The sequence below is a fragment of the Ligilactobacillus saerimneri DSM 16049 genome (genome assembly GCF_000423265.1).
GTDB lineage: Bacteria > Bacillota > Bacilli > Lactobacillales > Lactobacillaceae > Ligilactobacillus > Ligilactobacillus saerimneri.
The window spans coordinates 41,115-49,086 of sequence record NZ_AUHQ01000014.1 but is presented as its reverse complement, the minus strand read 5'-3'; the positions used below and the strand labels follow the sequence as shown (position 1 = coordinate 49,086).

Genomic DNA, 7,972 nt, shown 5'->3' with positions numbered 1-7,972 from the left:
CAATTAGGAACTAATCTCAAGACACTGACGGTTGATCACGGGAAAGAGTTCGCCAACTACCAATCAATTGAGAAAAATACCGGCGTGCCGTTGTACTTTGCCCATGCTTATTCTCCGCATGAACGTGGTAGTAATGAGAATCGTAATCGAGTGTTACGGCGATTTATTCCTAAGGGTCAGCCAATTGAAGAGATTAGTGATGATGAATTGATTCAGATTAACTGGTATCTGAATTCACGGCCACTCAAATGTTTGAACTGGCGAACTCCAATTGAGATCTTTTTGCTTAATCTGCGTCATTAAATTTGTTCAAGTTATTTATTGCAATCTACCATTAGTAAACAAGATATAGAGTAATGAATTGCGTAATGATAGGAGGGGTTCCAATGAGTCATGCACAAATGAAACGTGAACAGGGGATAGGCTTGGCGGAAGTAGAACAAACCGGACTGGGAGAAGTTAACAATGCTAAACTTAATCAGCTCCTGTATCAATTGCGAACTCAAAAACGACACCAGGCGCAAACAGTGATGAGCGAACAAACCGCCGCCAAGATCTTATCACAACCGGTACCTGCGCCCCAACCAGAGGTTACTTCGCTAGTTGAACTCCGCCAAGTACTTAATAGCACAGCCCAAATTTTGATTCTTGACCTGGAATTTTATGGGGGAAAGGGAACTCGCGTTGCTCAGTTGGCTGGGCAGGTCTACGGAAGTCATGAAAGATTCAACTACTTAGTGTTTGCTCCGGAAGCCATGACAGATGCGCAACAATTAAAATTTTTGAAAGAGACCAACTTACCGTACTTAGATGCGACTAAGTTAGATCTTACAGCGGTCACAGAACGGGTTAACCAGTTTATGCTGATTATATTTTGAGTTACGACAATCATCTGGACTGGCGCATCTTGAATGAAGAAGCCAAACGCTATCATTGGACGCCTGACCAGTGTTTTTGGAAGAAGCCTCAAGACCTAGACCTAGAAGCGATCTTACGTCAGGACGCATTAGCAGGAAAAACAGGAATTTCGTTACAAAGTTTAGTGGGACTATTGGGGATCAACCGCGAATTGCCATTTCATCAAGCACAAAACGATGTGACTTATATGGCGCAGGTTTTGCAATATTATGCGCACAACATTAATGAAGAAATAATCTAACTTTAGAATCAATGTTAGATCGCTTAATTAGAAGCAAAGCCAAAAGAAGCATGATCGTTAAACTGAAATATGCAGAGTGGTAAAATAATTGCAGATGAAGATTAATGGATATGGGGAGGAAAACGATGACGATTTTAGTGAAAATCCTCGGGACATTGGTTGCACTGGAATTCTTTTACATCATGTACTTGGAGACGTTTGCGACCACTTCAGCCAAAACGGCGCAAGTTTTTCAGATGGAAGTCAGTGAACTGCAGCGCCCAACGGTAAATACGTTGTTCAAAAACCAGGGGATTTACAATGGTTTATTAGCAGTATTGATCTTACTAGCCTTATATGTCTTTGTAAGCAAGGTGGCCGTAATGATTCTTATGGGATATATCATCCTAGTGGCGCTATATGGCAGTGTTACTAGCAATCCCAAAATCATTGTGATGCAAGGAGGCTTAGCAATCCTCACTTTGATTGCCGGCCTTATATAAGATATTTACATTGGAAAAGAAGGTACCAGAAAGTGTGATGTGACTTGTGGTATCTTCTTTTTTGTTAGGAGAAAATATTCCCTGACCAAGATAAAATGAAATAAAAAATAGATGAGAGAATAACGAAAAAATGTCCCCTAGTGCGGTATTTTTTCCTCATAAAGGGACAAAAAATAACTTTTTTAATCCCGCAAATGGCTTGCAATATGCCTTACGGATGTGCTTAAATTAACCAAAATTTAGGTCTAAAATAGGGAGAAAAGTGAGTATATTACTAAATGATAAGACAGAATTTTTAAAATATTTCAGGGATGATGATCATGGTTGAATTTTATTTAGCGCAAGCCCCAGATTTAGCCCGTATTGTGGAGATCTATAATCAAAGTATTCCAACCCGGTTGGCCACTGCAGACCTTACACCAGTGACGGTTGACCAGAAAAAGGATTGGTTTGCTTCATTTACAGCCACCCATCCATTGTGGGTGATAAAGCAGGAGGCAAAGATTGCGGGATGGATCGGGTTGGAACCCTTTTACGGGCGTCCTGCTTATGAACATACAGCAGAAGTAGCGATATATATTGATAGTTATTACCACCACCATGGTCTAGGAAAAAAGGCAGTGGCTTTTGCATTAGAACAAGCGCCACGCCCAGGTTTGACGGCTTTAGTAGCATATGTTTTTGGACATAACCTGCCTAGTCAAAAACTATTTGCTCATTTTGGGTTCAAACCATGGGGGCACTTACCAGGTGTGGCGGTTTTGGATGGTCAAGAACGGGATCTCGATATTTTGGGTTATCGTTTTGTTTAACCCAGATTAAGTTAATTGAACGCTAAAGAGGCGGGGAGAATCTTATTGTTCTCCCCGCCTCTTGGGCTAGAAATTATTTTTTAGCTTTGTCTAATGTTGACCTTTGATAACGATCTGACGGACAGGTAAAGCGATCAAAGGTGCCAATATAGCTGTAGTTATCATTTCAATCAAGCCATTGGAACCAGCAATTGTCATTAATACGGTTCCAAGAGCAGTTACATCGGTATGGTAGAAACTAGCAACTGAGCTAGTCCGGGCAAAAATGTAAATCCCGCCCAAGACTAAAACCGTATTAGTTAAAGCCCCTAGGCCACCGGCTAACATCGCTCCCCACCGAGGAAAACGGTTCTTTAAAAACAGGAAGGTATAGCCGGCAACTACCCCAACTAAAATCCGAGGTAAAATTGCAATTAGAGGGTTAGTAAAGACCAGGGGTGCGAGGGGACTAGAGGGATAGGTAAAAGCCCGGACCCAAGTCAAAACACCCCAGAATCCTCCTAAGAAAGCGCCCTCCCCAGGGCCAAGGATGATCGCAACAACGGTTACGGTAATTGGTAAGGTTGTGATTGATAGGGGCCCAAGAGGGATGTTCCCTAGCAGGGGGAGAAAGTCCTGAAGGAGGACCAAAGCTACTAGTAATCCTCGCTGGGTTAAGCGTTTAATGCGTAATTGATGTTTCATTAGTAGTATCGTACCTTTATCTTTTTTAGGTACGATACCATAAAATTATAGGAAATGCGAATTAAATAGCATCGTCCTCATTTAGGAGAACTCGCAGGACCTCAATCCGGTGTTGCAAGGCCTTCCCGGTATCAGTATCGGCAACTTTTTTACGCCGTTCGACCTGGTTAACGGTTTTGATCTTAGAAAGATTATCGTGCCGTTTTTCAATGATTTCTTGTTTTGAGGTAAATGGATGGTGGGTTACCAATTGCAAGCCATATGAGTTATAAAGCAAGGTACAGCCACCAATTCCGGTTGTATGGTGATAGGCCTTAGAGTAACCGCCATCGATAACAAGCATCTTGGTGTGGGCCATGATCCCACTCTGCCCTTTTTTAATCGGGGTATGACCATTGATAATATGACCACTGTGCGGATCAAGACCGAACTCAACCAGAATGTTTTGACAGAATTTTTCATCTTTGCGCAGGTCAAAGTAGGCATTTTTTTCTTCGTGGTGCGTTTTTTTATCTTTGATGAAATAACGCTCAAAGGTGGTCATCTTCTTTTTGCCGAATAGGGGTGAATGCTCACCTTCCCAGAGATACCAGAGTAGGTCAGTAGCAAAATCGTCAGTTTGATCTGGATGGGCATAGGCCGTTTCAATTTGTTCTTGGCAAAAATCAAGCAACTGTTTACCGGCATAGGTGTGACCGTTAAAAACTACTTTCTGCCATTCGCCGTCCGCAGTGACGGGGAGGCAACCATGGACTAGAAGGTTGCCATTATAACATTTATATAAACTTCCCTTGTGGAGCATAAAATCAAGGTGGCGTTTAAGCTTAGTTGAATTTTGAAATGAAAGTAGTAATGAATTGATGATCTCATTTTCTTCCGGTGTTAGCTTGTTAGGGTTCTTCGGATCAATCATCTGGAAACAAGTATTTTCCAAAGGGTAAGTCTTGCCGTCGATGGCTAATGTCTGTTGCTTGTAGTCGATCTGCCGGAGTAGATTGCGGGCGTCCATTTTAAACTCCGGCCGGCGTTCAATCGTTTGTCCCTCCAGCTTAAACTGCATGATGGCAATTGCCTGGTGAATCCGCGTTAGCTGCTCTTTTTCTCCAGTAAAGGAATAACTGTCACCGGGAACAAGTTTAGGGCAAAAACTAGGATTTTCACCATAGTGCTGTTCGGCAAATGCTACCAGATGGCGGAGGTTGATTCCATAAGCATCTTCAACGATATTCAAATTATTGTAGCGGGCGCAGATCCGCAACAAAGTTAACATGCATAGTTTGGAGCCCGCCATTGCTCCTAGCCACAAGATGTCATGATTTCCCCATTGGATATCTACTGATGGATAAGCAATCAAGCGTTCCATGATCTTATCGGGCTGATCACCACGGTCGTAAACATCACCCACGACGTGGAGGTGGTCAACGACTAAGCGTTGGATGCTATAACAAGTAGCGATGATAAATGGTTCTGCCTGGTGCAAAGACAGCATATCGGTTAAGAGTTGGCTTGAATATTCATGCTTGTTAAAATCACGGGCATCATTGTAGAGGAACTCCTCGGTAATATAGGCAAAGTTAGGATCGAGGGCCTTGCGCACCTTAGATCGCGTATATTTGCTAGCAGCTGCCTGGAGTAGGGTCAGGAGTCGGGAAACGACATCCAGATACCATTGATCAAGGGCATCGCCATGGAGATGCTTTTTTTGATGGTCAATTTCATCTTCGGGATAATAGACGAGAATTGCGAGATCTTCGATGTGGCGTGGAGTTAAAAAACCATCCATGTGTGCATGAATCTTTTGTTTAATACTGCCAGAACCGTTTCGCAAAACATAGTCGAAGGCATCGAATTCACCGTGCAAATCGCTAACAAAATGTTCAGTTGCTTTAGGTAAATGGAGGATAGCCTTCAGGTTCATGATTTCAGTGATGACTGCCTGTTTAGTCGGGAATTTTTGTCTGATCAAACGGGCTGAAAATGCGTCAATGTGCGAATTAATACTTGGTTGTTCCATATTCTTTCACCTTGATACTTACAAATGCTTAAATAAAATTCTTATAAAATACAGCTTATAAGCGATTTTTATCATAGAAATAATGAAATGTCAAAAACGGGTAATGAAAAGTGCATTAGTATGCATTTCTATGCAGAATTGTGCCAAGCAGATGCACATTGCCAGCAAAAATTAAGCTTTCTCATTGACGAAATATCAATGAAAATAATTCTCATCGTTTTTTTATCAGAAAAAACTAATCATAAAATTAAAAGGTTGACTATTTATTCAGTTTGATTAATGATAGGGGTGTTGAAAGTAACCGCTTTCAAATGAAAGAAAGTCTACTCAGAAAGAGGAGTTAATTTAACATGAATAAAGAAAAAGCTAATGTTCTTTGGTTTGATGATTTACATCGTACTGATGTTGATCTTGTTGGTGGGAAGTCATCTTCCTTAGGAGAAATGACCTCATCAACCAATATCCCAGTTCCATATGGGTTTGCAACCACCGCACGTGGCTACCGTTACTTTATGGAAAAGACAGGGATCAACGACAAGGTTAATGAACTCCTTGCTAGCATCAAGGATTACGAAAATTCTGATGAATTACATAAAACTTGTGTGGAAATTCGGCGGATGATCGTAGAAGCTGAAATGCCAAAAGATTTAGCGGATGATATCAAGCATGCCTATGATAAGTTGGGTAAAAAGATGGGGCAAAAGAACCCATTCGTAGCGGTTCGTTCTAGTGCCACTGCTGAAGACTTGCCAGATGCTTCGTTTGCAGGGCAACAAGAATCATACTTAAATGTTGTTGGACGTGATGATGTGGTCAAGAAGGTACAAGAATGCTATTCTTCTCTGTTTACTGACCGGGCAACATACTATCGGCAAAAGCAAGGCTTCCCCCACGAAAAGGTCGCTTTGTCAGCTGCTGTCCAAATGATGGTCTTCTCTGAAGCATCCGGGATTATGTTCTCAGTTAACGTTGCCAATGGGGATGACAGTAAGATCACCATTGATGCTATCTGGGGCTTGGGTGAATATATTGTTTTAGGGAAAGTAACCCCTGACCATTATCTAGTAGATAAAGAAACAATGGAGATTACTTCCAAGTCTGTTACCGACAAGCAAGTACAATTGCTACGGAAAGAAGATGGTGGGGTAGTAGAAGCTCCCGTACCAAAGGAATTGGTAAGTAAACAAGTATTAACTGATGAACAAATCATCGAACTGGCTGGCTATGCAAAACAAATTGAAGAGCACTACGGTTGCTACATGGATATGGAATTTGCTTTAGACAAGAATACTCAAAAGTTATGGTTAGTTCAGGCGCGACCAGAGACTGTATGGTCCATCAAGAATAAGGAAGTTAAACGGGAAGATTCCGCCGTACAAGTAGGTGATGTCAGTGACGCTAAGGTACTGGTAAAAGGTTTGCCAGCTAGCCCAGGCGTGGCTTCCGGGACGGTGCACGTAATTGCTAGTCCTGATGACATCGACCAATTTAATGAAGGGGAAATCTTGGTTACTATGATGACTTCACCTGATTGGGTTCCAGCCATGAAGAAAGCTAAAGCTATCATTACCAACAATGGGGGGATGACTTGCCACGCAGCAATCGTTTCGCGGGAAATGCAGATTCCATGTATCGTAGGGACTAATAGTCGCGGTGTAGCTGCCATGGACGTTCTCAAGACCGGCGATCAAGTAACAGTTGATGCCAAGAACGGGGTTGTTTATTCGGGTCATGTTGAAGCTATTGTTGCTCCACATACAGAAGAAAAAGAACAACAAACTGCAGTAGCAGAATACTTTGCTCCAACTGCTACCCGGGTAATGATGAACTTGGGGGATCCTGATTTGGTAAACAAGTATGCTTCCCTACCTGCTGATGGGATCGGGTTGATGCGTGAAGAGTTCATTTGGACAACATACATTCACGAACACCCATTGTACCTTTTAGAAAAAGGACAACCAGAAAAAGTAGTAGATATGTTAGCTAACGGGATCAGTAAAGTGGCCCGGGCAATGGCTCCGCGGCCAGTGGTACTGCGGTTCTCTGACTTCAAATCCAGCGAATACCGGAACTTGAAGGGTGGGGACAAGTATGAACCGCACGAACCATCAGATCTGCTTGGTTGGCGGGGAGCATCTCGGTACTATGATCCGAAGTATATTGAAGCCTTCAAGTTAGAATTGGCTGCAGTTCGGCGGGTTCGTGAAGACTTCTCCTTAAAGAACTTGCACGTTATGATCCCATTTGTCCGGACAGTTGCTGAAGCAGAAAAAGTTACGGCTATTATGCGTGATGCAGGCTTGGTTCGTTCTGCTGACTTTAAGGTATACATGATGGCTGAAATTCCAGCTAACATTATCTTGGCTGACCAGTTCAACAAGTACATTGATGGGTATTCAATCGGCTCCAATGATTTAACTATGCTATTATTGGGTTGTGACCGGAACAATGATACAGTGGCTAGCCTCTTTGATGAGCGGAATTTAGTAGTTAAGCGGGCTATCCGGCATTTAATCCAGACAGCACATAAGGATGGCAAGACGGTTTCAATCTGTGGGCAGGCCCCATCTGAATATCCAGAGTTTACTGAATTCTTGATTAGAAGTGGGATTGATTATGTTTCAGTTAACCCAGATATGGTGAAGTTGACTAAGCGGAATGTCGCTCACTTCGAACAACGGATCATGTTAGACAAGGCAACAGGTCTGGGTAAACAAGAAGCAGAAGACTTAGAATGGTAATCAATAATTAAATACTGGTGGCAGTTAATGCTACCAAATAATAAAGGTCCAGAAGCTGGCAATGCCAGGGTCTGGACCTT

General features: G+C 42.4%; 8 protein-coding genes. 6 read left to right on the top strand and 2 right to left on the bottom strand.

What is annotated here, in order from left to right; all coding sequences use genetic code 11:
- From G541_RS0105035 to G541_RS0105015, 5 genes are all read left to right on the top strand, one after another.
- Positions 1–303: IS30 family transposase (locus G541_RS0105035; RefSeq protein ID WP_027826706.1), on the top strand; the 303-nt coding region annotated here is incomplete at its 5' end.
- A gap of 83 nt (positions 304–386) precedes the next feature.
- Complete coding sequence (locus tag G541_RS0105030; RefSeq protein ID WP_027826705.1) at positions 387–878, top strand: hypothetical protein; 492 nt, start codon at positions 387–389, stop codon at positions 876–878.
- Positions 875–1,159 carry a hypothetical protein gene (locus G541_RS0105025; protein ID WP_027826704.1) on the top strand — a complete coding sequence of 95 codons (285 nt, stop codon included), beginning with the start codon at positions 875–877 and terminating at the stop codon, positions 1,157–1,159. The genes G541_RS0105030 and G541_RS0105025 overlap by 4 nt, the downstream gene beginning before the upstream one ends.
- A gap of 125 nt (positions 1,160–1,284) precedes the next feature.
- Positions 1,285–1,641, top strand: a complete 357-nt coding sequence (locus G541_RS0105020; protein ID WP_027826703.1) for a DUF1304 domain-containing protein — start codon at positions 1,285–1,287, stop codon at positions 1,639–1,641.
- Between the two features lie 320 nt (positions 1,642–1,961).
- On the top strand, positions 1,962–2,453 hold the full coding sequence (locus G541_RS0105015; protein WP_027826702.1) for a GNAT family N-acetyltransferase: 492 nt from the start codon (positions 1,962–1,964) through the stop codon (positions 2,451–2,453).
- A 90-nt stretch (positions 2,454–2,543) separates the two neighbouring features.
- Here G541_RS0105015 and G541_RS0105010 read toward each other — a convergent pair whose 3' ends face one another.
- Both G541_RS0105010 and G541_RS0105005 read right to left on the bottom strand, forming a co-directional pair.
- Positions 2,544–3,137, bottom strand: coding sequence for an ECF transporter S component (locus G541_RS0105010; protein ID WP_027826701.1), 594 nt, complete (start codon positions 3,135–3,137; stop codon positions 2,544–2,546).
- A 61-nt stretch (positions 3,138–3,198) separates the two neighbouring features.
- Positions 3,199–5,151, bottom strand: a complete 1,953-nt coding sequence (locus G541_RS0105005; protein WP_051174565.1) for a fructose-bisphosphatase class III — start codon at positions 5,149–5,151, stop codon at positions 3,199–3,201.
- Positions 5,152–5,501: 350 nt separating this feature from the next.
- Between G541_RS0105005 and ppsA the strand changes: the two genes are divergently transcribed.
- Positions 5,502–7,892 (top strand): phosphoenolpyruvate synthase, encoded by a 2,391-nt coding sequence (gene ppsA, locus G541_RS0105000; RefSeq protein WP_027826699.1) that lies wholly within the window; start codon positions 5,502–5,504, stop codon positions 7,890–7,892.
- Positions 7,893–7,972: the final 80 nt, after the last annotated feature.